Source organism: Eubacterium album (assembly GCF_025336545.1).
GTDB classification, from domain to species: Bacteria; Bacillota; Clostridia; order Lachnospirales; family Lachnospiraceae; genus Eubacterium_U; species Eubacterium_U album.
The window spans coordinates 239,325-262,857 of sequence record NZ_JAODBU010000006.1 but is presented as its reverse complement, the minus strand read 5'-3'; the positions used below and the strand labels follow the sequence as shown (position 1 = coordinate 262,857).

Sequence of the window (23,533 nt, the reverse complement as noted above, 5' to 3'; positions counted from 1 at the left end):
CATATCAGTCCTATCTTTTGTCTACAATAAAAATAAAATTAACATACATACTTTTCCTTCATATGTTCAAGGATTTCACCGGATACTGCTTCAGAAATCGATCAATCCATTTCTGATTGCTTCTCTGTAACATCCGAAGTCTGGATAAAAGCTGTAGACAACTGCAGCTCTATGTTACTAAAGTCCTATCCATCAATACAGGAATTATAGAATGCCGTGAAGATACCGTCAAACTCCATCTCAATGATATGTAGGCTGTCCATTGTGTGCTCCAGATAAGTCAGTGTTCCTCTATCCAAATCTATACTCGGCTTTCCTAGTGAGTTTGCTATTACATCTGGATTTGTAATTCCAAACATCTCCTTTATATCCGGCATAAGATAATCCACGATATCCGGCAGCCTTTTCTCATACGCCTGTGCCAGTTCAACTGCATGCTTCTCATAATCGGAATGTATACTGTCACAGACAAATTCAATCCCGTTTATTTCCATCTTATAGTAATCATTATTCTCATCATAGACAAACGCTGTACCCTTACTTTTTTTATTTTTTTCCAAAATCCCCATGATATATCTACACTTTCCCGGTTCTTCCGCCATACACAGTCTAAAAAACTGTAACTTAATGCTTACGTTTGTAAAAAATAACTCCTGCCAAAATCAATAAAATAATTCCAACTACAATCATAAAAATAAAATTATCACCATTTAACTTCCCTGCTATGAAAATAGAAGTCGGGCCATCCGCACCACCAATAACAGAAACGGCTGTGTTTTCTTTCTGCTTCAGTACAATGCCAATGACTGCCAATACAATTCCTAAAATTCCGGCTATGATTCCCAATCGCTTTTTCATTGCTACCATCTCAAATCATTTTTATCTGCTCAATCAAATGTAAATTGTTATGCAAGTATTTCTATGCAAATGAAGCATAGATAACCCATATTTCTGCAAACATTACCAATAAAAGTACACCATCTATCATCCAATTAAACTGAATGTCCGTTAAGAAAGTTTTTGAATGTGTCAGGCAATATTTTACTTTTTCTCGTCCAGTCAAAAAAGTGATAAGCACTTGTAATATAGGAAATAAAAATATTTGTATTTTTCTTCCATAATCATCCGCAATCCCATTTGCAAAATGTACTGGAATAATACTCGGTAAGAAAAATATACTTACAAGAGCAAGCAAAAATCCTATTATACAAATTATCCATGTGAATTTTCTAGTTTTGATAAATTTCATAACAATCCTTCTTTCTGTTAAATTCATATTTTTCTAATACATAACACGTACTTACATTATATTCCTCACCAATGCAAACCTCAAATCATTCTCCATCCTTTTTCCCGTTATTAAGTTTCGGGCAGTAAAATGCCTTTACTTCCACTCTGTCTTCCTCTGACTCAATTTCCACATAATAATCCCGGATAAAGTATCCCGCATTATGCTCCTGAATGGCGTACAGCTCCAATGTCTGAAAATCCACCAGTACCAGATCACGGGGCTTTGGTTTTTGCGTTTCCTCACAGAATACCTCCATGCTTTCCACCAGCTTATCCAGGCATTCCTGACACAGATGGTTCTGTACTTTTTTCACATCGAAGATACTATCTTCCCCGTAATCCACCGATACTTCGGAAATCCCGTAATCCGACATCTGCTCCGTATGGAAAAAGCAGCCGCCTTCTCCTGTCCCGGTATAACCCATATGCCCGTTTCCCTGCGGGCCGGTAAGATTCCCGTCCTCATCATGATTCCGGATATGCATATCCATCACATACCAGTGATTGGTACAGATCACTCCCAGATCGTCAAACTTCCGGAAATAATCCATCATACTCCGTTCATCGCTTCCACACAGCCAGCACTGTTTTGGATCTTTCAGCTTGCTTTCTACTGATTCAGGCACCTTTCTTTCTACCGGGTGATATTCCTGCTCCTGTGTTTTTTCAAGATAACCTGTCAGATCCAGCCGGCTGATTCCCAGTCCGATCAGAATTCCTGACGCACATGCCAATAATCCCACATATCCCTTTTTCATATCATAGTCATCCTTTAAGAATTAGTTTTATAATGCTTTTAGGATTACTATATCAAATCTTGCAATCACTTTCATCATAAATCGCATATTTTTATGTGTTTTATTGCATATACAGCTTTCAAAAAAAACTGCCTGCGGCAATTTCGCAGACAGCTTCTATGTCATCATCTCTTCAATTATCACATCCAGCATCCGAAGCACGCTTTCCTGCTTCTTCGGTGTGAGCCTTTCCAGCTTTCCTTCCACTACAGAAGTATGTTCCATTCTGGTAAGAGGAATCACTTCCTTCAGCACTTCATTCGGTTCCGCACCTAATACATTCAACAGCTTTACAAATGTTTCCATCGTAGGTGTTTTCACTTCCCGCTCAATCGCACCCAGATGGTTGGTACTGATATCCACCAGTTCAGCCAGTTTCTCCTGCGTAATTCCTGCCTCTTCCCTGTACCTGCGGATTGCCTTTCCCATTCCTTTCACACGCACACCTCCTCCTTCCAGTATTCACTAACGCTTAAAGCATTAGTCATGTAAATCCAGTATAATTGGTTGCAAATCACGCTTACAGTATCCATAAGGATTGCATTTACAACGCTTTTAGCGTTGGTCACGTTTTTGGCACTCCATCGTCTGTAACTGGCACAGTCCTGCGATTGTAGCGGTAATTTACCCATGTTAAAATTGATATTGTCAAAATTATATGCAGAACGAAACGCAGCACTGCCGTATGGGAAGCCTCTCCTGCGGCAAATAAGCTGCGTTTTTTCTGTAAGATAGGAGGATCTTTACAATTTCATACTTTGATTTAGGACGCAGCCTGCATTGACCGGGCTGCGTCTTTTCTTGAGGCAGGAAAACCATAAGCAAAGGCAGGGGAGATACTTCTCCTGCCGCTCTTATAAAAAGGAGGTACCTTTACGTGAAACACAAACTGAAAAACGCTCCGCCGGACACAAAACGGCATGTCAATTATGGCAAATGCCTGTATGCTGCATTTCTGGCTGTCACAGTCCTCTGCGGATACACACAGCCGGTTTTTGCCGCTACCATCTGGACCAAAGCCAATGAGATCATGAAGGATGTCTATAACCAGATTATCCTCATTTCCACCATTGCTGCAGTCGTAACGGCATCGGTTGCCCTTCTGATGATGAATTTTTCCAAAAGCGGAAAAACCGTGGACGAATCACGTGCATGGCTCAAGCGTATCGTCATTACCTGGGCGATCTTAAACGGGCTTGGCTTTATCATGGCTTACATCACCCCGTTCTTTGCAGGCGGAAAATGGAACGGATAGACGAAAGGAGATGCCACTATGGGAATACTTGACGGAATCGTGGAATGGATTGCCGAACAGGTCATGAACATTCTGGATCTGATCACCACTTCAGTCCTCGGTGCTCTGGGCTGTTCCATGGATACGTTTCTTCGCTACTTTCCTGCTGCCGAGACCATGTATCAGGTCTTTCTGGCACTGGGCATCGGGCTGATCCTCTTAAACTGGGTATGGCAGCTCTTTAAAAATTACTTTATGGGAGCCGGTATCGAAGCGGAAGATCCCATTAAGCTGTCCATCCGTTCCTTCCTCTTTATCTTTCTCACCTTCTATGCGAAAGATATTGTGGATCTGCTCCTGAAGATTTCAGGAACACCGTACAACTGGATTCTGACGGAAGACCTGCCGCCTTTAAAATTTGCGGATTTTAACTCCGTAGTCACAGTCATCCTGGGAGTCTGTGCAAATGGGGCGGTAGCCATCATTGCACTGATTCTGGTACTGATTCTGGCGTGGAACTACATCAAACTGCTCTTTGAAGCGGCAGAACGCTATATTCTTCTGGGGGTACTGGTCTACACAGCCCCGGCAGCTTTTTCCATGGGTGCCAGCCAGTCAACCGGAAATATCTTCAAAAGCTGGTGCCGGATGCTTGGCGGCCAGTTCTTTTTGCTTCTGATGAATGCGTGGTGCCTGCGGCTGTTTACTTCTATGGTCGGCACCTTCCTTGCCAATCCGTTATCCCTATAAGAAAGGAGGACCAAAATGAAACTTAGAAAGAAACTCATACCATTCCTGGTACTAACTGCCTGTCTGGTACTGTTTTGCTCCATGCCGGTCTTTGCAGCGGAGCTTACGGAAGCAGACGTGGAAGCGGCAGTTGCCAGTCAGGGAAAGGAAGCGGTAACCGGAAATGTCTTCGTCTGGTTCCTGTGTGCCATTGCCTTTTTAAAGGTATCCCAGAAAATTGATTCTTTTCTGGCATCGCTTGGCATCAATGTCGGCAATACCGGAGGAAACATGATGGCTGAACTTCTGATTGCAGGACGGAGCCTGACCGGTTCCATGCGTTCCCATGGTGGTGGCGGCTACCACAAAGCCTCTTCTCCCGGAAGTGCGGCTGTCGCAGGAAGCTTCCTATCCGGCGGGCTTGCCGGGGCAGTGGGAAGACAGGTACAAAGAGAAGCGGTCAATTCCGCAACCGGTTATACCGAACACAGCAGTATCGGAAACATGCTCTACCAGTCATCCCTGAACAAAGGCGGAGACTTTGCCAATCAGGTCATCAGCAACATTGCACAGGGAAATTACGGTCAGGTAGGTTCCATCAAGGGAGCAGACGCACAGAAAGCCTTTACTTCCTATATGGGCATCAATCCGGGCGGCGGTTCTTCCTATGATAATGTAGAAATCGGTGGCGGAAGGATCACCGGTACCGAAACCGGAAGCTCCGGGAACCGGGATTTTGCCCTGTACCATGCCGACCAGTATGCAGCTCCTACTCAGGGCTCCTACTCTACGGTACAGTCCGTGGACGGTTCCACCTGGTACAAGCAGTATGCACAGGATACGGTCGAAAAAACACCATATACTTCCGGCAGCGGCAAAGTAGCCTACAATGAATCCATTGTCCAGAAACTGCCGCCAGCCCCACAGCGAAAGGAGCGTATGTAACATGCCAAAAACAGCCTTGATGGGCAGTCCTCTTGCTGTCATCGGTACAGTATTCCGGCACAGGCGCACCCTTGCGAAAACTGGAGCAGCCGTCGGCGGTGTACTGATGCTTCCCATTCTGTTCCTTGTCATGCTTCCGGGACTCGTCTTCGGAGACCTCTCTGAAAATACCGGAGCACTGACCAGCAACACGGTAATCAGTGAAAATATCCGGGCTTCCAATCAGGCAATCGTGGAGGTGCTTCAGGAAAGCCATGATGCACTGCTTGCTAAGATCAATGCGGAAATTGCCAGACTCCCGGAAGGAGATACTGCCTCTATCAGCGATCCTTACGCTTCCAGTATCATCGTAAATGCGAACCAGCTCATCGCACAGTTTTGTGCCAGCCAGGATGACTATAAAAATATAAATATCAGCAAACTCAAAAGCCTGATCCGGGAAAACGAGGACGGGCTTTTTTCTTATGACGTTACTTCAGAAACGGCCACGGTGGAAGTTCCGGCGGAAGAGGAAAATGCACCACCCAGAAAGGTTACTTTTACCCGCCATACCTACACGGTCAGCTATGCCGGAGATGCCTACTTTGCAGATCACGTCTTTCATCTGACCGATAAGCAGAAAAAAACGGCAGACAGTTATGTGGAAAACCTGACCATGTTCTTTGGCGGCTCCGCTTCCGGTCTTGCCATGGCGGTAGGTGTCAGCGATGAGGTGCTGGCTTACCGGGCTACCATCCAGCAGGTCGCACAGAAATACGGCATGGAAGCTTATGTGGAACTCCTCATGGCAGTCATGATGCAGGAAAGCGGCGGGCGTGGAAGCGATCCCATGCAGGCGGCAGAAGGCGGCTTTAATAAGAAATACCCCCATGTCCCCAACGGCATCACCGATCCTGCTTATTCCATCGAATGTGGGATTCAGGAATTAAAGTATGCACTGGATAAAGCAGGATGTACCGGACCTACCGACCTGGACCGCATCAAGCTGGCGCTTCAGGGTTACAATTACGGCTCCGGCTATATCGACTGGGCAATGGAACGTGACGGCGGTTATACCAAAGAAAACGCCATTGCTTATTCGGATATGATGTGTGCCCGTCCGAACTGGCATTATGACCGGTATGGGGACAAGGAATATGTGGAGCATGTTCTCCGGTATTATCAGATTACCAATACCGGCGGAAGCTATCCGGCAAACGGAATGCAGATTCCGCACTATCTCCAGACCGATTACGGGAACATTCCTTATGGCGGCGGCTCTATCGCATCTTCCGGCTGCGGGCCTACCAGCTTTGCCATGATCGCCAGCTACCTGACCGGGAATACCATTACCCCTCCGGATGCGGTGGCATGGTGCGGGAATTCCTATTACAAGCCGGGAGTTGGAACCTACTGGAGCTACTTTCAGGCTGCAGCCAGTCATTTCGGCTGTGGCAGCGTCACACAGACCAGCAATGCCAATACGGTACTTCAGGCACTCTCCGAAGGCTGTCCGGTCATCTCCTCTCAGCGGGCAGGACTTTTCACCAGCGGCGGACACTTCATCGTACTCCGAGGTGTTACGGCAAACGGCAAGGTACTGGTCAATGATCCCAATGACAGTGACGCAAAGAACTATATTAACCGTGAATTTGATATGATGTCGGAAATCCATGCCACGGCAAATGCCTACTGGATCTTCGACAAAAAATAAAGGAGCCATTATGAACAGAACAAAAGTGATTCTTTCCATTTTCCTGATGCTGTTTCTGCTGCTTGCCGGACTGGTTCTCCCCAGTTTCTGGAAAAGCCAGAAAAAAGAAGCTTCCGGAAACAAAGGCAGGGAACCGGCAAAGGAAACAACAGAAACAAATTCTGATACCCCCATGCCGGAATATCTGGATTTTGATGCTTTAAAAGCATTTTTCTCCGACAGCCAGATTGCTTCTCTCAAAGAGCAGTTTCCTGTCTACCTAAAAGAGTATGTCAAAAAAGAACAGACAAGCATCACCTTCCTACCGGAAAAAACCAGCTACCCTACCGAAACAACCGTCTGCCTGATGTTTTCACTTTCCGATCAGGATACGCTTCCGGTTACCTACCACACCCCGACGGGTGTGTTTTTATTTGGAGAAGACGGGGTACAGGTCTCTGCAGATACAACTGTTTACGAAAAACAGACAGATGATTCCCTGCCGTCCCTGACTTCGCAGGACATCGAACACCTGCAGGAAGGCGGGTATCCGGATACTTCTGACAGCCCGGAAGCTCCGGACACAGAATCCGGCAGTGCCTCTGTGCCTTCCAAAGATGCGAAAGATACGAAAAAGGAGGTGCAGCCATGACACAGCCAGAAGAAACACCGGTTTCCTTTATCCCGCCCAACTTCATTGAGAAAGGCAAGATCCTAAACGGAACTTTTGACATCCGCAATGCCATAGAAAGCATTGTTCTTTCCCTGGCAATTGGTATCCCTGTTTCCCACCTGCCGCTGTCCCTGACTGCCCGCATCATCATTCTCTGCATGACCGCACTTCCGGCGGCAATGGTAGCCCTGATTGGAATCGGCGGAGAGAGCATCACTGCCTTTCTGATGAATGCCTTGCGTTTTGTAGTGAACCGCAGGGTAATCTGGAGGTCCGACAGTCTTCCGGAAGGAAAGCCACGCAGGAACCCACGTTCCAAAGAGCCAAAGACAAAGAAACACCGGAAAGCAGAAAAAACGGCAGAGCCTTCCAAAGTAATGGCATCGGCTCCCCCGCAGTCTGAACCGGACGCACCAGCCCCGCCAAAAAGTAAAAAAAAAGAACACCGACAGTTTGATACCTCCACCAAGCGGGGCATCAAAAAACAGGCAAAGGAAGATATCCGTTATCTAAAGTGGGAGCAGAAAGAAGCCAGCCGACAGAAAAAAGAGGCGGCGAAACAGATAAAAATCCAGAAAAAAACGGAAGCCCGGAGACGAAAGGAGGAAGAAAAACGGGCAGTTTCCGAAAATCGGGCGGCAAAAAAAGAGCAGAAAAAGAAGGTGGTTTCCAAGAAGGACGCCTCATCTGCCACGGCAAACCCCGTTTCCCGGAAAAAGCGAAAGAAAGACCAGACCTTGGAGGATTATCTTCCGGTGGAAAAAATCGAAAACGGGATCGTCTATACCACAGACGGACGGTACGTGAAGATCCTGGAGATTGAACCAATCAACTTCCTGCTTCGAAGTGCCAGAGAACAGCAGGGCATCATTTACAGCTTTATCAGCTACTTAAAGATCAGCCCGGTCAAACTCCAGATCAAGATGATCTCCAAAAAAGCAGACATCAATAAGCATTTGGAGCAGTCCCGGCTGGAGCTGGAGCGGGAAACCGATCCTCATTGTCAGGAGCTGCAACGTGACTACATCCAGTTTGTCCAGAACTTAAGTTCCAGAGAAGCAGTATCCAGACGGTTCTTTCTGATTTTTGAGTATGAACCCTTCAATGCCAACCGGAAGGAGGAGGAACGGGAAATCCTTGCCGCCCTTGAGACGGCATCCCAGACTGCCAAAACCTTTCTGTACCAGTGCGGGAATGAAGTGGTCACCCATGACAATGAGGATGAATTTACCACAGATGTCCTGTACACACTGTTAAACCGTACCCTTTGTACGGAGGTTCCGCTTCCGGACCGGATCAGCACTGTACTGTCCGCCTATACAAAGGAAAACCGCATGGAGGAACTGGATCACATCCGGATCAACGAGTTTCTCGCACCGGAAAGTGTGGATTTCAAGCACTCCCATTATGTGCAGATCAATGGGCTTTACCATTCCTACCTGCTTGTGCCGTCTGACGGCTACAAAAACCGGGTAACTCCCGGATGGCTGTCACTCCTTGTCAATGCCGGGGAAGGGATTGATATTGATTTCTTTCTCCAGAAACAGCCAAAGGACAAGATCCAGCAGCGTCTCGGTCAGCAGATCCGTATCAACCGTTCCAAATTAAAGGATGCGTCCGATACCAACACTGACTATGATGACCTGAATTCTGCCATCCGCTCCGGATATTTTCTGAAGCAGGGACTTGCCAACAACGAAGATTTCTATTACATGAATCTTCTCATCACCATTACCGCTTCCACTCTGGAAGAACTGCAGTGGCGGATTCAGGAAATGAAAAAGCTCCTGATTTCGCAGGATATGAACTTACACTCCTGCTACTTTTTGCAGGAGCAGGGCTTTCTCTCCTCTCTGCCGCTGGCAAATCTGGACAAGAAGCTTTTTAAGCTGTCCAAGCGGAACGTACTGACTTCCGGGGCGGCAAGCTGCTATCCCTTCGTCAGCTACAGTATCTGCGATGATAACGGAATCCTCTTTGGGGTAAACAAGCATAACAATTCCCTGGTCATTGCGGATATCTTTGATTCCAGGCAGTACAAGAACAGCAACATCTGTATCTTAGGCTGTTCGGGAGCAGGAAAGACCTTCACCATGCAGACCATGGCACTAAGGATGCGAAGAAAAGGCATCCAGGTGTTCATCATCGCTCCCCTAAAGGGACACGAATTTTACCGGGCTGCAAGGAATGTCGGCGGAGAATTTATCCAGATCTCCCCTGCCAGTAAAAACTGTATCAACATCATGGAAATCCGGAAGGTAGACAATTCTGTAAATGAACTTTTAGACGGACCGACCCTCGATGCCTCCGCACTGGCTGGCAAGATTCAAAGGCTTCACATCTTCTTCAGTCTGCTGATCCCGGATATGTCCCATGAGGAGAAGCAGCTTCTGGATGAAGCCCTGATCAAAACCTATGCCTTAAAAGGGATTACACATAAAAATGAATCCCTGACAGATCCGCAGCATCCGGAGCAGTACAAAAAGATGCCCATTCTGGAGGATGTCTACAATGTCCTGCTGGAAAGCGAAGATACGAAGCGTCTGGCGCACATCTTAAACCGGCTGGTTCATGGTTCTGCTTCTTCCTTTAACCAGCAGACCAATGTGGACCTGACCAATAAATATACGGTACTGGATATCTCCGAACTGACCGGTTCCAGCGATCTTTTAACGGTCGGCATGTTCGTAGCCCTGGATTATGTCTGGGATAAAGCGAAGGAAAACCGTACCGAAGAAAAAGCCATCTTTGTCGATGAGGTCTGGCAGCTCATCGGTGCATCCAGCAACCGGCTTGCAGCGGAATTCGTACTAGAAATTGCCAAGATCATCCGGGCTTACTCCGGAGCCGGCATATTTGCCACACAGGATCTGAACGACTTCTTTGCTCTGGATGACGGGAAGTACGGCAAGGGTATCATCAATAACTGCAAGACCAAGATCATCCTGAACATGGAGGATGAAGAGGCACAGCGGGTGAAGACTATCCTGCATTTATCGGAAACAGAAGTAATGAACATCACCCATTTCCAGCGGGGCAACGGTCTGATCTCAACCAACAATAATAACATCACTGTGGAATTTAAGGCTTCCAATCTGGAAAAGGAGCTGATTACCACAGATCGGCAGGAGCTTCTGGAAATCCTTGCGAAACAGAAGAAACAGGCTGTGTAACTTTGGGCAGCACTGACGCTGCCCTTTTCATTTGAACTTCAAGAAGGAGGAGACTTATGTTACAGACATACAAATCCTATACCAGACGGACGCTGGCTATGCTGCTGGCAGTCCTTGTCGCAGTCGGCGCATTGTTTTCCGGCAGTTTTCCGGTTCATGCAGCCGACGGCACCATCAGCTATAAGGCAGGTGCCAATATCCCTTACGGTAGCTATTTTACCTCCCGCATGAGCTTTGACGGGAGCAATACTGCCTACTGCGTGGAACCACTGAAGAAAACCCCTTCCTCCGGTTCCTATTCCTATGACCTTTTAAGCCAGAACTCCCCGCTCAGAAAAGCGCTCTACTACTTAAACGGCGGCTACGGCTACGATAAAGTCGTCAAGGATAAATATTTCAGTGGCTGGAGTGATGATAACAGCTATGTCATCGGACATCTGGTTGTCGCTTACATCTATGCCGGTAATTCCGCTGACACCGGAGCTTTCCATGGCGCTCCGCAGTCCTATATTGATAAAGCACTGGAAGTAGCCAGTGCCATCCAGGGACTTCCGAACCCGCCGGAAGACTTCCGGGCATTCATCGTTCCGGGACAGGGCAGCCAGACCATTGCCGGAAGCTGGTATCAGGTTCCAAACGGCTGGATCGAACTGAAAAAATCTTCTGCCAACGGAAGTATATCGGACGGGAATCCGAATTACAGCTTAAAGGGTGCTGTGTATGGAATCTATCAGGGTGAGAAGCTCATCCAGAAACTGACCACCGATGAAAACGGGTATGCCAGATCCGGCGAACTGGAGGAAGGCGATTATACCGTAAAAGAGCTCTCTGCTTCCAAAGGCTACATTGTAGACACCAAAGCTCACAAAGTCACTGTAAAAGCAGAACAGACTTCTGCTGCAAACGTAACAGAGATTCCGCAGAATAATCCTATGGATCTGGTGCTTGAAAAGCTGGATGCCGAAACAAAGAAAGCCTCCCCACAGGGAGCAGCTTCCCTTGCAGACGCAGAATTTACAGTCAAGTTCTATACCGAGCAGTCTGACAGTGATCCTGCGGAAGCTGGAAAGAAACCGGCACGTACCTGGGTATTAAAAACAGATGTTTCCGGAAAGATGCATTTTACCAAAGATTCCTTTGTAAGCGGCGATGCCTTTTACTATACCAGTGATGGCAAGACCGTCTGTCTTCCGCTCGGTACCATAACGGTACAGGAAAGCAAAGCCCCTGCCGGATACCAGCTCAATCCAACTGTCTTCGTACAGAAAATTACAGGTGACGGTAAGCAGGAAACGGTTTCGGTATACCAGTCTTCTACCGTAGAAGAATCTGTCATCCGTGGCGGAGTGAAGATCCAGAAACGTGACAGCGAGACCGGAGAAGCAAAACCGCAGGGTTCTGCCACATTGGAAGGTACTGTCTTTGCGATCACTACGTTAAATGAAAATCCGGTATTAGTAGACGGAACATCCTACACGAAAGATCAGGTTGTCCTTACACTTACTGCCGATAAATCCGGTTCTGCTGCAACTGCAAAAGATGCTCTCCCATTCGGACATTACCGTGTGGATGAAACAACTGCACCTTCCGGTTATCTGAACAGCGGAAAGATCTCTGTAGAATTTGACATCACAGAACAGGGAAAAATCGTGGAACTGACTGCAAAAGACAATTCCATCTCCAATCAGGTCATCCGCGGGGATCTGGAATTTGTCAAGATTGCTGACGGTAGCCAGAATCGTCTGGCAAATGTTCCATTTAAGATCACTTCCAAAACAACAAGTGAAAGCCATGTGATCGTAACAGATGCCAATGGTTATGCCAGCACTTCCTCAAAATGGAACAAACATACATCCAATACCAACCGTGGCGAATCTCCAGAGGACGGCATCTGGTTCGGCACATCCAAACCGGATGATTCCAAAGGAGCATTGATTTACGATACTTACATCCTGGAGGAACAGCGTTGCGACTCCAATAAAGGCATGGATCTCTTAAAATTTGAAGTTAAAGTTTATAAGGATTCTGTAACTGTACGGGTTGGAACTCTGACCGATGATGCCATTGAGATCGGCACGACTGCTCTGGATGCCGAGACCGGTACACACATGAGCCAGCCGGCAAAAGAAGTGACGATTGAAGACGTTGTGGAATACAAAGGCTTGAAAAAAGGCCAGAAATACAAACTGACTGGAACGTTAATGGACAAAGAAACAGGCGAACCAATCCTTGTGGATGGAAAACCGGTGACTTCCAAAACAGAATTTACTGCAAAGAAATCCTCTGGCTCCGTCAAAGTAACCTTTACCTTTGATGCAACTTCCTTAAAGGGCAAAACAACCGTTGTCTTCGAGGAATTATATCAGGATGAGATGCAGCTTGCAGTCCATACCGACATCAACGATGAAGACCAGACCATCTATTTCCCGGAAATCAAGACTACTGCGAAAGATGCGGACACGAACTCCAATATTTCCTGTGCAAAGAAAGAAATCACGCTGGTGGATACGGTTTCCTTTAAGGGGCTGGTTCCTAACCATAAATATGAAGTGACCGGAACTCTGATGGATAAAGAAACAAAGAAACCAGTCGAAACAGACGGAAAACCGGTGACAGCAAAAGCATCCTTCAAGCCAAAAGAATCCGCTGGTACGGTAGATGTTACCTTTACCTTTGATGCCAGCTCCTTAAAAGGGAAAACGGTAGTTGTCTTTGAATCCCTGGCTTACAAAGACAAGGAAGTTGCCGTACACGCAGACATTGCAGATGAAGGACAGACTATTTACTTCCCGGAAATCAAAACCACAGCCAAAGACGGCAGTGACGGGGATCAGGATGTCTCTGCTTCCAAGGAAGCGACTATCGTAGATACGGTCACTTATCATGGTCTGATGCCTGGATCTGAGTACAAAGTCATCGGAACCCTGATGAATAAGGAAACCGAAGAGGCTTTGTTAAAAGACGGAAAACCAGTTACCGCTCAGGCAGAATTTAAAGCAGAAAAAGCTGGCGGCTCTGTGGAAGTTACCTTTACCTTCGACGCTTCTGCTCTTGCCGGACAGGATGTGGTTGTCTTTGAAAAGCTCTACTATACAGACGGAAAAACCGAACATGAGATTGCTTCCCATGAGGATCTGAAGGATGAAGGTCAGACCGTACACATGACGGAGCTTCCGAAAGAACCGGAGACGCCTCCGGTAGCTCCGCCTGTAAAGACCGGCGATGAGACGCCGCTTCTCCTATATGCCGGAATCGCCATAGCTGCACTTGCAGGTGCAAGTGTCCTGGGCATCGTTTACTTCAAACGCAAAAAGAAACATCAGTAACTCATAACGAAGACTCCTGCAGGCAGCTCCCACATGGAACTGCCTGCTTCTTTAGTAGGTGATGAATATGAAACACTCCCACTGCAAGACAGATGCCAAGCACATCCGTCATTTTCTGAACCTCTGTGAAGGGAACTGGCACTCCTGTATCTACGTCTGGTGCCGCACTTGTAACGCACAGGAAAGCTGTGAGAACTCCGGCTTTTTATTCCATCCGGATGAAACGGGAAGCCCCTGCATCCTCCCTCTTTCAGATGCAGCGCTTTTGTTTCCCCGGATACCGGAGCCAACCGAATGTACCGGAAGCATGAGCATTGCTGCTTTTACAGAGCTTTATCTGCCCTATCTGGCCGCTCAGAAGCTGCCATTAAAGCCATGCCCCATTCCGGCACTGCTCCGGCTTCAGGAGAACCAGCAATATGACTGGTAACAAAAAGTTGCACTTTCAGGCTCTTATACGTACAGGATATGTAAAGAAAGGAGGCACTGCCTATGTTAAACGTAATTTCAATCATCCAATGTATCGATCAGGTCTTTACGAACCTGATATTTATTCCCATGATTTTTGTCCTGTATGTGAAATTCCGTCCGAAAAAGCCATGGACCAGAAGGCGCAGGAACACTTACCTGCTCTGTCTGGTACTGATCAGCTTATTCCTGCTACGGATTTTCTGTGAGAAGTTCATCTTTACACCGGTTAATTATCCACGTTTCACAGACAGCGGCTTATTCCCGCTCATCCGGGCAATTTTCTATCCCGGCATCTGAAAAATGGGGATTCGTGCCATTTAGTCCGAATCTGGGATCAGTATCCGCTTGCGTCCTATGGGAACTCATCACCTGCTTACTTACAATATAAGTATACAGTACGTACTGGTTATTCACGTACACGTTACGTATCGTGTATGTACAAGCGAGGTGAAAACAGATGAAGAAACCAAAAATCATCCGTTGCCCTTACTGCGGCGGAACAGCAATATTAAGAGATGCATCCTTTGTATATGGAACGCATTCTCATGGCGGACAGGTTTATGTCTGCTCCCACTATCCATCCTGCAATTCCTATGTCGGGGTACATCCGGGAACCAAGATACCAAAAGGAACGCTCGCCAACCGGGAGCTTCGTCAAAAGCGGATTCAGGCACATCGAATTTTCGATCAGATCTGGCAACAGGGCATCCTTTCCAAACCGGAAGCATATCGCTGGGTGGCAGATAAGTTCTGTCTGACAGATAAGCAGGCTCACATCGGACAGTTCAGCAACTATATGTGCGACCAGCTCATTCAGGAATCCGCAGATGTTTTAAAGAACAACCATATTCCCTTCCGCCTCCGGGCAGCCAGCTGAAAGGCGGTGATTGATGATGACCTTACCGCTAAATAAAAAGCAAAAACAACTGGTGGAAAAATCCATGGATCTGGTTCCGATCATGATTCGTTCCATGACCCGCACCGCTGCCTATGTAACTGAGGAAGAACAACAGGAATTATGTCAGATTGGATATCTGGCTTTGTGCCGGTCGGCTGTCGGATTTGAGGAAGGAAGATCATTCCAGCCTTATGCCAAAACTATCATCCGTCATGCCATCTTTGATTACTGGCGGAAAATTGCCCGTGACCGCTCCATGCTCTGTTCTCTGGACGAAGCATCATCTGAAGATGAACATCTCCATTATCGTGATTTGTTTTCCTACGAGGATACACAAACAACTCACCCGGAAAAGGACACAAATCAGACATTGCTTCTTGAGCATTTAACCCAGCTTGGCACCGGACATTCCCCAACTATTCAGAAGGGAATTGCAGCCCTCTATCTGCAACAGCAGGGATATACCAGCTTTGACCTGGCAAAACACTACCAAGTACCAGCCAATCGTGTACGGGCATGGCAGAGCAAAGCACGGAAACTATTACAGCAGGATGATGCACTCTATGCACTTCTGACTTAACTTTGAAGGAGGGAACTTTTATGCTGACACTTTATACTGCTGTCGGAACCTTAAAATTTCAAAAAACGACAGGCGGAAAATCCATTCCTCTTGTAATCAACGATGGACAAGAATATGGACTATCGGATGACGAACTGCTACTTTGGAGCTGTCTTGCTTTTCAGATTCTGACGCTCCATGAACTCCAGGATGCCTATACCCTGCGCCAGATACAGAAAGAAGGTCCGAAAGGTTTATCCTTCCAACACTATCTAAACCGACTTTCCTTACGTGGTCTGGTTGTAAGCGGAATTGGACTGACCGGGGTGGATGCCTTATATCGCCTTCTCGGCAGTCTGACCATTATTCCCTTGAAGGATACCTTTCTCATCCGGCTCTTTGGTTGCATTCAACTTTATCTGGAAGGAAGTATTGGCGCAAAAGAGTTTGGCAGATATTTAAAGAAGAAACCCTCTTCACCGATGGAAGATACCATTCTGAAGCTGGCTGATAAGGTACCCCTCACGACCGCTGAGCTTGTCACAAGTATGGAGCAGGAAAAAGTAATCCACAACGAATCGGATATTATGGATGAGTTATACACAGAACCGGAGACAACTTACCAAACACTTGTGGATGATGTCCAGATTCACCATACCCAGTATCCAGTGCTGCAGGCTATTGCTAATTTGTACCTGAATAAACAAATCACATTTCATACATGTTAAAGGAAGGAACCTTATGCCAAAACCATTTTTTACAAAGCTGGTTGCCATCAGTGCAATCGGCTTTTTCTGTGTACTTTTTGGGTGCATCTTCGGAATTGCCACCCACGACCGGCTCTTCATTCTTATGAGTCTCTTAATCGGAATCTGCAGCATCCTGCGTGCACTCAGTTTCTACCACCTGATCCATACACATGCTTATCTGTCACTGGACGTAAGCTGCACGAAACGGGAACAGACACTCTTCGGGAAAAACCAGCAATATTGGTTTGCCAGTGATAACGGAAAGGAATACGCCTTCTCACTGGAAAAGAATATCAAACTCCTAGAGGGACATCGGTATCGGCTGTACTTCCGGAAACCACAGCAGGGGACAGGGCAATCGATGCCATGTGCCGGAGATTTTCTCGGATATGAAGAACTCACCGATCAACTGCCGGAACTTCCGGATACATCCGTTTAGATAGAAAATGAGCCGCCTGTACTGCATCACCCCTACAGTTCTGGCGGCTCATTTTATTATAAATAACCTCTCTTATTTCTATCAAACAATAGTGTTTGTATCCGCTTCAATGCCATGAGCATTTGCTCCGGAAATGTCTTAGTTAAACTTGAAAGAATTAGATTTTCATTCTCATTACACAAATATTATTAGATAACCAATTCAGAAATATCAATGCTCGTTTTATAGTTTTGTTTTACTCCGCCAGGAGAAGTAATAAAAATCGTAGCATATTCCCCATTTTCATAAAGGGTAATTTCTTTTATATCTTTTTCTTCATCTTGGTTCGTAGTATCGCAATAAAATTTTATGGTATATTTAGGGTTCATAACTATGCTTTTTTCTGTCTCTTTCCATGATTTTATATTTAAAGCAGAAATAACCTTGTCTATATTATGCTTATCATCATACTTTACCAGCAATTCCTTATTTGCGGCATCATATATCTCTATAACTTTTACACCTTTTACATAATTGTCCATTCTCTGCCTTTTTCCGCCCCGCCAGATACCTGTGCCGGTATTTCAGCTCTGCATACTCTGTGATCCGTTTCATGTAGACTGCATCATAAGCTCCGCCTACAGCACCAACCACCGGAATTCCCTGTAAGAACTTCATATACAGAAGCTCTTTTGACAAAGCTCCCGCCGTTTGTTCGATCTGCTCCTTATCCTGATACTCTTCCGGCAGTATTCCGTTTCTGATAAATTCATTTACTTTCCCGTCAATCTCACAAAGTGTATCCCCATAGGATACTGCTCCCCGGATCAATAATAAGATAAAATATTTTTCTTCCCTGCTTTCATAGCTGTATCCATACTGCAGAGCAGTCTCATAAATATTCTTTAAAATCATCCCTGTAAATACCGGAATATCCGGCAGACCGATTCCCAATACGCCCATCCCGATTCCAGACACACCGGATAGCAGTAAATTCTTTGTTCCCGTATCTCTTGCCTTTTTAGAAAAAGAGCGGAGGGATTTGGAATTCTGCTTTACATCCGCCATATACTGCCGCACCTGATAATCCTGCTCCAGTTTTGTCCGCTGATACGTCTTTTCAATAACCCCGGTTCCTTTCTCGAAAATCAGAGCAAATGCCTTCGCAAAAGCGGTATCCAATGTTTTCTGAAGTTTCGGCGGTATCTTTTCCTCCAGTTTCTGATTCAGAATGCTCTCCCTTTTCTCTGAACGCTTCTGAAGGAATCTCTGCTCCTGTACTTCCAGCTTTTCCCACTCCTTCTGAAGCGGTGTCCTTTTATCAAATAATCGCATCTTAATACACCTCCGCACCAAACGGCATCAATGCCAGTTTCGCCAGTTTAAACTGCTGTAAACCAAACGGGATTCCGATAATCGTCACACATAAAGCTGTACCCAACGCCAGATGCTCCAGTGCAAGAGGCAGACCGGATACAATCAGCCAGATGATATTCAAAAGGAACGAACCAGCTCCGCCACCATACTGCACCTCTTTTCCAAAGGGGAAAAAACTAAGCGCCGCAAATTTAAAACACTGCATCCCCACCGGAATCCCCACAACGGTAATACACCAGAGACAACCTGCCAGACACCAGCTCAGCCCACTGACTGCGCCGCCAAACACAAACCACAACACATTTCCCAGGCATCCCATATGCTACACCTCCCCATTCATCCGATTTTTCACATCAGCAAGTATCTTTTCTATCCGGTTGATGGCATCATCCACCTGTTCTCTTGCATCTGCAATCTTGCTCTGCACCATATAATCTGCCACCAGCCCGTCCAGAAAGAAATCCGCAAAGGAAAGGAAGCTGCCGATTTCCATGCGCAGATCCAAGGAAACCTGCACATCTCTTAATTCTCTCTGAAAACGCTGAATATCGCTTTTCGCCTGTTCCATCAACGCAGCTGCGTCATTCATTTTAGAATGCTTCACAAAGTCACTGATAAAGCCTCCTCCAAGCATATCAAAAATGCCCCAGTTTCTCGCACTTCCCAACTTATCCCTTGCTGCGTAAAGGCTCTGAAGCGCCCGCTCCCCTGCCTGTACTGCTTCCTGCATTTCCCGTTTCATCATTTCGTTACTCATCGTTTATCCTCTCTTTCTTTTTAGCAGACTATTGCGGCAGATTTTCTATATTTCATAATAAAAAAAGACTCCTATCATGACCTCTGCCACAATAAAAGTCTTGCTATCTCATTTGCTACGGGTATCTCTCGATACCGGTTGTCGGTTACAAAACCACCTCTTTCAAGGCGTTCAGCTACTCCCTTTTTTGCTTGAGATGAATATAACATATTGGAAATAATTTGTCAAATCATGCATTTTTCTTTTCCAACCGTTCCGCTTCTCTGGCAAATACATGCGAGATATCAAACAGTTCCGGTACATCTGATATGGTACACACATTCACACAATAATTGAGCCATGGAAATTCTTTTGTCATCTGATAAATAACTGCCATGGCTTTTGCTTCTGACATTGCTTCCACCGAATGATATCCCGATCCCTGAATATGCTCAAATCCGTTTGCTTCAAAAAAGTCCCTTACATCCGCATATGCATTATGCCAGTCACCTTTCGGATAATATTCCTTTAGTGCTTGTGTATTCAGGTCAAAATTGATGCCTTTCCTCTGTAAGCTGTCCATCTGTTAGTTCCTTATAAAGTCTGTAATCAGGTTCTCCTTTTCTGTTCCGTTATACCAGAAACACTCTAACAAATTCTCTGCAATTCCTACGGAGTTTTTCAACTGAAAGATTGCTGCCCAGAATCTTCCATAGTCCTGCTTGCGTCCCCGGTCAAGATAAATCCTGCTTCCAAGGGCTTTGACTGCACAGCTTAAATCCTCCTGCTCAAAAATCTGATCTGCCTGTTCACACATCTGATTTACCGTTTCCGGAGCGAGCTTGCTTGTATCAAATTTAAGTTCTACTTTATACATTATACTCATCCTTTCATACAACAAATGACTGAGTGACTCTTCTCTTTCTACTGTAATTCTACCATGAAACCTATATAAAGTCATTCCCCATTTTCACTTGCTTTAATATAAATTTTTCCTTTTATTTTGGAAACACAATCTCCACACAGAACTCATTCCCTTCTATCCGGGCGCTGATTTTCCCATCCATACGAAGTACCAGCTCTTTCGCAATTGATAAGCCGAGACCGCTGGAAGTCTTACTGCGTGCTTCATCCGCTTTATAAAACCGTTCAAACACCTGATCTACATTTATTTTTTCCACATGACATACTTGATTTTTTATCTGTATCCGGATGTTGTTTTCAACTTCTTCCAGTGAAATACTGATTTTCTTCTCCCCGTGATCCAGTCCGTTTTTTATGATATTCTGAAAAATTCTCCGGATTCCCTGTTCATTTCCGTTCATAAACAGCAGTTTATCTGTAATCTGTATCTCCGGTTCAATTCCTCTGCCCGTCCATTCATCGTAGTAGGAAAATATGGTATCTTTCAAAATCTTGTTGATACAGCAGGATGACATTTCCAGATGAAAAGAATCGTTTTTAAGTTTTGTAAAAGTAAATAATTCTTCCAGCATTTCTTTCAGGCTGCCGATTCTCTCCTGTATGATCTTCATATACCGTCTCTGCTCTTCCTGGTCTTCACAGGTTTCCATTAACTGAAAATATCCGTCAAGGGATGTCAAAGGAGTACGGATATCATGTGAGAGATTTGTATATGTATCCGAAATCATCTCCTCTTTCTTCAAGTATTCCTTCTTTTCCCTTCGCTTCAGTTCCAGCCATTCGTTTAAAACATCTGCCAACTCACCAATGCCTCCAAAATCCATTTCTCTGGTAATCAGCATGTTGCTGTCGTGCTTCATCAGAAACGACAACTGGCGGCAGATGTCTTTCACCTGCCGCTGGTATTTCCAAAATAACATTCCTTGTACCAGTATCACTGCTATCAATAGCACGAACCCTAGTTTTATCATTTAGATATCTCTCTTTCTGAATACCCATGCTGTCAGTAATGTAACCACGATTCCGAACGCCGCCGCAATCACAACTGCCGTCAGGCATTCCTTATTGGTCGGTGACATGGATAAAAGTGCAATCTTTCCTGTCACTGTATATTTCAAAATCTGGAAATTCTCCACACCTGCCTTCTGGATCAAATGATTGATCACTCCGTATAAGACAATCATGGTATTCATGCACAGGCAGATAACAATCGTCATGCTGAACACGTTGCTGTTCAAAACCACCGCAATCGCCATACTGATTAGTACCAGTGCATAATGAAGCAAAATCTGAATACCAAAGTATCTCAGCAACTCGCTTCCATTCCCCCACTCCAGATATCCGAAGTACATCTGCTGTGCAATAATCTGAATGATGAAATAAAGCAGCATGGTAACAGTCGTATACACAAACAACACGGAAGCTTTGGAAAAGATCAGGTTTCTCCGGCTCCTTACCTGCCCGCCGATATTTTTAATATAACCGCTTCCTATATCTGCACTGGAAAACAGCACTGTAAAAATCACCAGAAACAACGCCACAAACTTCGCCTGCAGGTTTGCATATACCTGATCAAAGACCGTTACTTTTTCTCCCGGCTGTGTCGGCAGGAATACGGACATTCCCATATTGATGGTTTCTGGTTTCACTGTTTCTGCAATGCTTTCTGTCTGCTGTTGTTCCGCTTCCTTGTTCATCGTATCAATATCCAGTTTCGACATGGATGTGGAGAAGAATATAGCTGCCGCCATCACAATCCATACCACATACATACTTTTTGTCCGGACCATCCGGTACAGATCCATTTTTATCATATTAAGCATTTTGATTCCCTCCTGTCAGATTCAAGAAATAGGTTTCCAGTTCTTCACTGGTAATGGAAATTCCATTGACCAAAATTCCTGCTTTTGCCAGTTCCATATTGACATTGGCGCTTTCATTCAATCGTTCAAATATATGGATATGGCTCTTATCTGTAACCTGATAGTTGGTAAATCCCATTCTGTCCAGAATCGGGACTGCCTGCTCCGGATGGATTAACTCTATTTCAATCCGTTCACTGCAGCGTTTCATCAGTTCTTCGCTTGTCAGCTCCTGCAGAAGACTTCCATTATGGATAATTCCATAATCCGTTGCAATCTTAGATAATTCCTCTAAAATATGACTGGATATCAAAATCGTCATATTCCGTTCATCTCGCAGTCTCTGTATGGTATCACGCACCTCTGCAATTCCCTGGGGATCAAGCCCATTGATCGGTTCATCAAGGACCAGGAGATCCGGCTCCCCGACCAGTGCCAGCCCGATTCCGAGACGCTGCTTCATTCCAAGGGAAAAATGTTTCGTTTTTTTCTTTCCGACACCTTCCAGTCCGACCGTCTCTAAGATATCTTCGATGTATCCCTTTTTCCGAATACCAAACAATTCACATTTTATTTTCAGGTTTGTATATGCATTCATGTTGCCATACAGCCCCGGTGCTTCAATCAGACACCCCACACGAGAACGAATCCTCTCCAGTTCTTTTCCTTTACACCCGAACATCTCAATCTCTCCGGCTGTCGGTCTTGCAAGTCCACTGATCATCTTCAGGCAAGTCGTCTTTCCCGCACCGTTCCGTCCGATAAATCCATAGATAGCACCCTTTTTTATGTGAAGGTTTACTTTATCCACTGCCTTATGATGACCATACTGCTTCGTCAATCCATTTGTACTTAATAACAATTCACTCAATGCTTTCATCTCCTTTTCTTATCTGCTGTTATCATATCGGATAAATCCTAATCAAACGCAAATAAATAGTAAAAAAAGAGTAAAGATTAAGAATGCAGACGGTAGCCGATTCCCCATACGGTATCAATATATTCCTCCTGCGTTACTGCTTTTATCTTTTTCCGGATATTGCTGATATGTACATCCAGTGTCTTTGTCTCTCCCATATAGTGTTCATCCCACGCATATTCAAAAATCTCTTCTTTGCTGAAGACCTGTTTCGGATGCTCCAGTAAAAGCTCCAGAATTGCAAATTCCTGCTTTGTAATTTTGGGAAGCAGCACTCCGGCAATCCGGACTTCAAAGCGCTCACGGTCCAGTTCCAGGTTTTTATATGACACGCTTTTATGTTCCGGCTCCTGCTGCATATGGCGGAGCTGAACCTGAATCCGGGCAAGCACCTCCTGTATCTCAAACGGTTTTGTAATGTAATCATCTGCCCCACTGGTAAGAAGCCCGATTTTTTCATCCAATCCGTCTTTGGCTGTCAGGACAATAACCGGCGTATTGCCCTGTTTCCGAATCTGGGCAAGCACCTCTTCTCCTGAAATTCCCGGAAGCATCAGATCCAATAGAATCAAAGAAAAGCCCGCCTTATCCATCTGGAACAGCATCCTCGCTTCCGTCCCGGAAAAAGCCTGTACCGTCTCATACCCTGCTTTCTGTAATGCCGTATATAAAAGATTATTGATATCCGTATCGTCTTCTACAATCAGAATTCTGTTTTTCTGCTCCATTTTTCTCATCCTTCCATTTTCCGATTTAAACAATATTATATTGCACTTTTATA

At 45.5% G+C, this 23,533-nt stretch carries 28 protein-coding genes; 13 read left to right on the top strand and 15 right to left on the bottom strand.

Annotated features, from left to right (window positions below; genetic code table 11):
• Positions 1-185: 185 nt before the first annotated feature.
• From N5B56_RS07250 to N5B56_RS07230, 5 genes are all read right to left on the bottom strand, one after another.
• Positions 186-602 carry a hypothetical protein gene (locus N5B56_RS07250; protein WP_005333532.1) on the bottom strand — a complete coding sequence of 139 codons (417 nt, stop codon included), beginning with the start codon at positions 600-602 and terminating at the stop codon, positions 186-188.
• A gap of 22 nt (positions 603-624) precedes the next feature.
• Positions 625-858, bottom strand: a complete 234-nt coding sequence (locus N5B56_RS07245; RefSeq protein WP_005333531.1) for an LPXTG cell wall anchor domain-containing protein — start codon at positions 856-858, stop codon at positions 625-627.
• A 61-nt stretch (positions 859-919) separates the two neighbouring features.
• The gene (locus N5B56_RS07240; protein WP_117887990.1) at positions 920-1,249 is read right to left on the bottom strand and encodes a DUF1648 domain-containing protein; all 330 of its coding nucleotides are present in this window, start codon (positions 1,247-1,249) and stop codon (positions 920-922) included.
• 85 nt (positions 1,250-1,334) lie between these two features.
• Complete coding sequence (locus N5B56_RS07235) at positions 1,335-2,048, bottom strand: hypothetical protein (protein WP_117887989.1); 714 nt, start codon at positions 2,046-2,048, stop codon at positions 1,335-1,337.
• 156 nt (positions 2,049-2,204) lie between these two features.
• Complete coding sequence (locus N5B56_RS07230) at positions 2,205-2,516, bottom strand: helix-turn-helix domain-containing protein (RefSeq protein ID WP_260978673.1); 312 nt, start codon at positions 2,514-2,516, stop codon at positions 2,205-2,207.
• 448 nt (positions 2,517-2,964) lie between these two features.
• Here N5B56_RS07230 and N5B56_RS07225 point away from each other — a divergent pair, with 448 nt between their 5' ends.
• The 13 genes from N5B56_RS07225 (at position 2,965) to N5B56_RS07165 (ending at position 16,955) form a co-directional block, all read left to right on the top strand.
• Positions 2,965-3,342 (top strand): fimbrial protein, encoded by a 378-nt coding sequence (locus N5B56_RS07225; protein WP_182396778.1) that lies wholly within the window; start codon positions 2,965-2,967, stop codon positions 3,340-3,342.
• An 18-nt stretch (positions 3,343-3,360) separates the two neighbouring features.
• Complete coding sequence (locus tag N5B56_RS07220) at positions 3,361-4,071, top strand: hypothetical protein (protein ID WP_005333522.1); 711 nt, start codon at positions 3,361-3,363, stop codon at positions 4,069-4,071.
• A gap of 15 nt (positions 4,072-4,086) precedes the next feature.
• Positions 4,087-4,995, top strand: a complete 909-nt coding sequence (locus N5B56_RS07215; RefSeq protein ID WP_005333520.1) for a hypothetical protein — start codon at positions 4,087-4,089, stop codon at positions 4,993-4,995.
• A 1-nt stretch (position 4,996) separates the two neighbouring features.
• Positions 4,997-6,688 (top strand): lysozyme family protein, encoded by a 1,692-nt coding sequence (locus tag N5B56_RS07210; RefSeq protein WP_005333517.1) that lies wholly within the window; start codon positions 4,997-4,999, stop codon positions 6,686-6,688.
• 10 nt (positions 6,689-6,698) lie between these two features.
• Complete coding sequence (locus N5B56_RS07205) at positions 6,699-7,319, top strand: DUF5038 domain-containing protein (RefSeq protein WP_158575516.1); 621 nt, start codon at positions 6,699-6,701, stop codon at positions 7,317-7,319.
• Positions 7,316-10,513 (top strand): TraG/VirB4 family ATPase, encoded by a 3,198-nt coding sequence (locus tag N5B56_RS07200; RefSeq protein ID WP_117536982.1) that lies wholly within the window; start codon positions 7,316-7,318, stop codon positions 10,511-10,513. Before N5B56_RS07205 ends, N5B56_RS07200 begins: the two co-directional genes overlap by 4 nt.
• A 56-nt stretch (positions 10,514-10,569) precedes the next feature.
• Positions 10,570-13,839, top strand: a complete 3,270-nt coding sequence (locus N5B56_RS07195; RefSeq protein ID WP_260978648.1) for a VaFE repeat-containing surface-anchored protein — start codon at positions 10,570-10,572, stop codon at positions 13,837-13,839.
• 67 nt (positions 13,840-13,906) lie between these two features.
• A complete protein-coding gene (locus tag N5B56_RS07190) occupies positions 13,907-14,269 on the top strand; it encodes a hypothetical protein (protein ID WP_260978647.1) in 363 nt (120 codons plus the stop codon).
• Positions 14,259-14,516 carry a hypothetical protein gene (locus N5B56_RS07185; RefSeq protein ID WP_005333506.1) on the top strand — a complete coding sequence of 86 codons (258 nt, stop codon included), beginning with the start codon at positions 14,259-14,261 and terminating at the stop codon, positions 14,514-14,516. Before N5B56_RS07190 ends, N5B56_RS07185 begins: the two co-directional genes overlap by 11 nt.
• 251 nt (positions 14,517-14,767) lie before the next feature.
• Positions 14,768-15,187, top strand: coding sequence for a DUF3268 family zinc-finger domain-containing protein (locus tag N5B56_RS07180; protein ID WP_117536983.1), 420 nt, complete (start codon positions 14,768-14,770; stop codon positions 15,185-15,187).
• Positions 15,188-15,200: 13 nt separating this feature from the next.
• Positions 15,201-15,788, top strand: a complete 588-nt coding sequence (locus N5B56_RS07175; protein ID WP_117536984.1) for a sigma-70 family RNA polymerase sigma factor — start codon at positions 15,201-15,203, stop codon at positions 15,786-15,788.
• A 20-nt stretch (positions 15,789-15,808) separates the two neighbouring features.
• Complete coding sequence (locus tag N5B56_RS07170) at positions 15,809-16,495, top strand: cell division protein (protein WP_260978646.1); 687 nt, start codon at positions 15,809-15,811, stop codon at positions 16,493-16,495.
• Positions 16,496-16,508: 13 nt separating this feature from the next.
• On the top strand, positions 16,509-16,955 hold the full coding sequence (locus N5B56_RS07165) for a hypothetical protein (RefSeq protein WP_117827098.1): 447 nt from the start codon (positions 16,509-16,511) through the stop codon (positions 16,953-16,955).
• 188 nt (positions 16,956-17,143) lie between these two features.
• On the opposite strand, the gene N5B56_RS07160 is transcribed toward N5B56_RS07165, so the two are convergent.
• The 10 genes from N5B56_RS07160 to N5B56_RS07115 form a co-directional block, all read right to left on the bottom strand.
• Positions 17,144-17,476 carry a hypothetical protein gene (locus N5B56_RS07160; protein ID WP_260978645.1) on the bottom strand — a complete coding sequence of 111 codons (333 nt, stop codon included), beginning with the start codon at positions 17,474-17,476 and terminating at the stop codon, positions 17,144-17,146.
• On the bottom strand, positions 17,433-18,269 hold the full coding sequence (locus tag N5B56_RS07155; RefSeq protein WP_005333496.1) for an EcsC family protein: 837 nt from the start codon (positions 18,267-18,269) through the stop codon (positions 17,433-17,435). Before N5B56_RS07155 ends, N5B56_RS07160 begins: the two co-directional genes overlap by 44 nt.
• Before the next feature lies 1 nt (position 18,270).
• Positions 18,271-18,630, bottom strand: a complete 360-nt coding sequence (locus N5B56_RS07150) for a YccF domain-containing protein (RefSeq protein ID WP_005333494.1) — start codon at positions 18,628-18,630, stop codon at positions 18,271-18,273.
• 3 nt (positions 18,631-18,633) lie between these two features.
• Positions 18,634-19,068: a hypothetical protein gene (locus N5B56_RS07145; RefSeq protein WP_005333491.1), complete on the bottom strand. Its 435-nt coding sequence runs from the start codon at positions 19,066-19,068 to the stop codon at positions 18,634-18,636.
• A gap of 229 nt (positions 19,069-19,297) precedes the next feature.
• The gene (locus tag N5B56_RS07140; protein ID WP_005333489.1) at positions 19,298-19,630 is read right to left on the bottom strand and encodes a hypothetical protein; all 333 of its coding nucleotides are present in this window, start codon (positions 19,628-19,630) and stop codon (positions 19,298-19,300) included.
• 3 nt (positions 19,631-19,633) lie between these two features.
• Positions 19,634-19,924, bottom strand: a complete 291-nt coding sequence (locus N5B56_RS07135) for a hypothetical protein (RefSeq protein WP_022415108.1) — start codon at positions 19,922-19,924, stop codon at positions 19,634-19,636.
• 121 nt (positions 19,925-20,045) lie between these two features.
• Positions 20,046-20,909 (bottom strand): sensor histidine kinase, encoded by an 864-nt coding sequence (locus N5B56_RS07130; RefSeq protein ID WP_346432195.1) that lies wholly within the window; start codon positions 20,907-20,909, stop codon positions 20,046-20,048.
• 33 nt (positions 20,910-20,942) lie between these two features.
• Positions 20,943-21,794, bottom strand: a complete 852-nt coding sequence (locus N5B56_RS07125) for a DUF2705 family protein (protein ID WP_008373910.1) — start codon at positions 21,792-21,794, stop codon at positions 20,943-20,945.
• Complete coding sequence (locus N5B56_RS07120; RefSeq protein WP_008373911.1) at positions 21,787-22,713, bottom strand: ABC transporter ATP-binding protein; 927 nt, start codon at positions 22,711-22,713, stop codon at positions 21,787-21,789. Before N5B56_RS07120 ends, N5B56_RS07125 begins: the two co-directional genes overlap by 8 nt.
• A 77-nt stretch (positions 22,714-22,790) precedes the next feature.
• Entirely contained in the window at positions 22,791-23,480 is a 690-nt protein-coding gene (locus N5B56_RS07115) for a response regulator transcription factor (RefSeq protein ID WP_022415110.1), read from the bottom strand.
• Between the last annotated feature and the right edge of the window lie 53 nt (positions 23,481-23,533).

Excerpts from the sequence above, each read along its gene's own strand:
- N5B56_RS07190 (WP_260978647.1), top strand. The coding sequence starts at position 13,907 with ATGAAACACTCCCACTGCAAGACAGATGCCAAGCACATCCGTCATTTT.
- N5B56_RS07175 (WP_117536984.1), top strand. The coding sequence starts at position 15,201 with ATGATGACCTTACCGCTAAATAAAAAGCAAAAACAACTGGTGGAAAAA.
- N5B56_RS07180 (WP_117536983.1), top strand. The coding sequence starts at position 14,768 with ATGAAGAAACCAAAAATCATCCGTTGCCCTTACTGCGGCGGAACAGCA.
- N5B56_RS07220 (WP_005333522.1), top strand. The coding sequence starts at position 3,361 with ATGGGAATACTTGACGGAATCGTGGAATGGATTGCCGAACAGGTCATG.
- N5B56_RS07165 (WP_117827098.1), top strand. The coding sequence starts at position 16,509 with ATGCCAAAACCATTTTTTACAAAGCTGGTTGCCATCAGTGCAATCGGC.
- N5B56_RS07230 (WP_260978673.1), bottom strand. The coding sequence starts at position 2,516 with ATGGGAAAGGCAATCCGCAGGTACAGGGAAGAGGCAGGAATTACGCAG.
- N5B56_RS07125 (WP_008373910.1), bottom strand. The coding sequence starts at position 21,794 with ATGCTTAATATGATAAAAATGGATCTGTACCGGATGGTCCGGACAAAA.
- N5B56_RS07160 (WP_260978645.1), bottom strand. The coding sequence starts at position 17,476 with ATGGACAATTATGTAAAAGGTGTAAAAGTTATAGAGATATATGATGCC.
- N5B56_RS07250 (WP_005333532.1), bottom strand. The coding sequence starts at position 602 with ATGGCGGAAGAACCGGGAAAGTGTAGATATATCATGGGGATTTTGGAA.
- N5B56_RS07240 (WP_117887990.1), bottom strand. The coding sequence starts at position 1,249 with ATGAAATTTATCAAAACTAGAAAATTCACATGGATAATTTGTATAATA.
- N5B56_RS07235 (WP_117887989.1), bottom strand. The coding sequence starts at position 2,048 with ATGAAAAAGGGATATGTGGGATTATTGGCATGTGCGTCAGGAATTCTG.
- N5B56_RS07115 (WP_022415110.1), bottom strand. The coding sequence starts at position 23,480 with ATGGAGCAGAAAAACAGAATTCTGATTGTAGAAGACGATACGGATATC.
- N5B56_RS07140 (WP_005333489.1), bottom strand. The coding sequence starts at position 19,630 with ATGGACAGCTTACAGAGGAAAGGCATCAATTTTGACCTGAATACACAA.
- N5B56_RS07155 (WP_005333496.1), bottom strand. The coding sequence starts at position 18,269 with ATGCGATTATTTGATAAAAGGACACCGCTTCAGAAGGAGTGGGAAAAG.
- N5B56_RS07210 (WP_005333517.1), top strand. The coding sequence starts at position 4,997 with ATGCCAAAAACAGCCTTGATGGGCAGTCCTCTTGCTGTCATCGGTACA.
- N5B56_RS07205 (WP_158575516.1), top strand. The coding sequence starts at position 6,699 with ATGAACAGAACAAAAGTGATTCTTTCCATTTTCCTGATGCTGTTTCTG.
- N5B56_RS07200 (WP_117536982.1), top strand. The coding sequence starts at position 7,316 with ATGACACAGCCAGAAGAAACACCGGTTTCCTTTATCCCGCCCAACTTC.
- N5B56_RS07215 (WP_005333520.1), top strand. The coding sequence starts at position 4,087 with ATGAAACTTAGAAAGAAACTCATACCATTCCTGGTACTAACTGCCTGT.
- N5B56_RS07135 (WP_022415108.1), bottom strand. The coding sequence starts at position 19,924 with ATGTATAAAGTAGAACTTAAATTTGATACAAGCAAGCTCGCTCCGGAA.
- N5B56_RS07170 (WP_260978646.1), top strand. The coding sequence starts at position 15,809 with ATGCTGACACTTTATACTGCTGTCGGAACCTTAAAATTTCAAAAAACG.
- N5B56_RS07145 (WP_005333491.1), bottom strand. The coding sequence starts at position 19,068 with ATGAGTAACGAAATGATGAAACGGGAAATGCAGGAAGCAGTACAGGCA.
- N5B56_RS07245 (WP_005333531.1), bottom strand. The coding sequence starts at position 858 with ATGAAAAAGCGATTGGGAATCATAGCCGGAATTTTAGGAATTGTATTG.
- N5B56_RS07185 (WP_005333506.1), top strand. The coding sequence starts at position 14,259 with ATGACTGGTAACAAAAAGTTGCACTTTCAGGCTCTTATACGTACAGGA.
- N5B56_RS07195 (WP_260978648.1), top strand. The coding sequence starts at position 10,570 with ATGTTACAGACATACAAATCCTATACCAGACGGACGCTGGCTATGCTG.
- N5B56_RS07120 (WP_008373911.1), bottom strand. The coding sequence starts at position 22,713 with ATGAAAGCATTGAGTGAATTGTTATTAAGTACAAATGGATTGACGAAG.
- N5B56_RS07150 (WP_005333494.1), bottom strand. The coding sequence starts at position 18,630 with ATGGGATGCCTGGGAAATGTGTTGTGGTTTGTGTTTGGCGGCGCAGTC.